The 561-nt window shown below is 42.8% G+C and carries 1 pseudogene; it reads left to right on the top strand.

Going from position 1 to position 561, the window contains the following annotated elements:
* Positions 1-449, top strand: a pseudogene (locus tag H8706_RS12345) (type IV secretory system conjugative DNA transfer family protein); the annotation flags it as partial.
* Positions 450-561: the final 112 nt, after the last annotated feature.

Below are 561 nucleotides of genomic sequence, written 5' to 3'. Positions count from 1 at the left end.
AGTTTCAGGTGCTGATGGCAAAGCTGCCGGATACACATAAGGCAAAATGGTTTGCAGGAGCGGCGCTTAACACATCAGAACAGGCAATGCAGTCGGTTCTGTCAACCGCACTTTCAAGGCTGAACGCATTTCTCGATTCCGAAATGGAACAGATACTGTGCTTTGATACGGCGATAGATGCGGAGAAGTTTTGTAATACAAAATCAGCTCTTTTTCTTATCATGCCGGAGGAGGACAATACAAAATATTTTCTGATATCGCTTATTGTTCAGCAGCTCTACCGTGAAATGCTTGCAATCGCTGATGAAACAAACGGAAAACTTAAAAACAGAGTTATGTTTTATCTTGATGAAATCGGTACAATTCCGAAAATAGATTCTGCTGAAATGATGTTCTCTGCAGGACGATCAAGAAGAATAAGCATTATTGCAATCATACAGAGTAAAGCGCTTTAAGCTCCGGATATGCTTCAAGCATTGAAACTCTTGCCTCTCTGCGGTCGTCCTCAATAAGCTCGCCCGATACTCTGAGCCAGTCTTCGCCGTTCATTGCACATATCTC

It is taken from the genome of Qingrenia yutianensis, from assembly GCF_014385105.1.
GTDB classification, from domain to species: Bacteria; Bacillota; Clostridia; order UMGS1810; family UMGS1810; genus Qingrenia; species Qingrenia yutianensis.
This window is presented reverse-complemented; position numbering and strand designations above follow the sequence as displayed.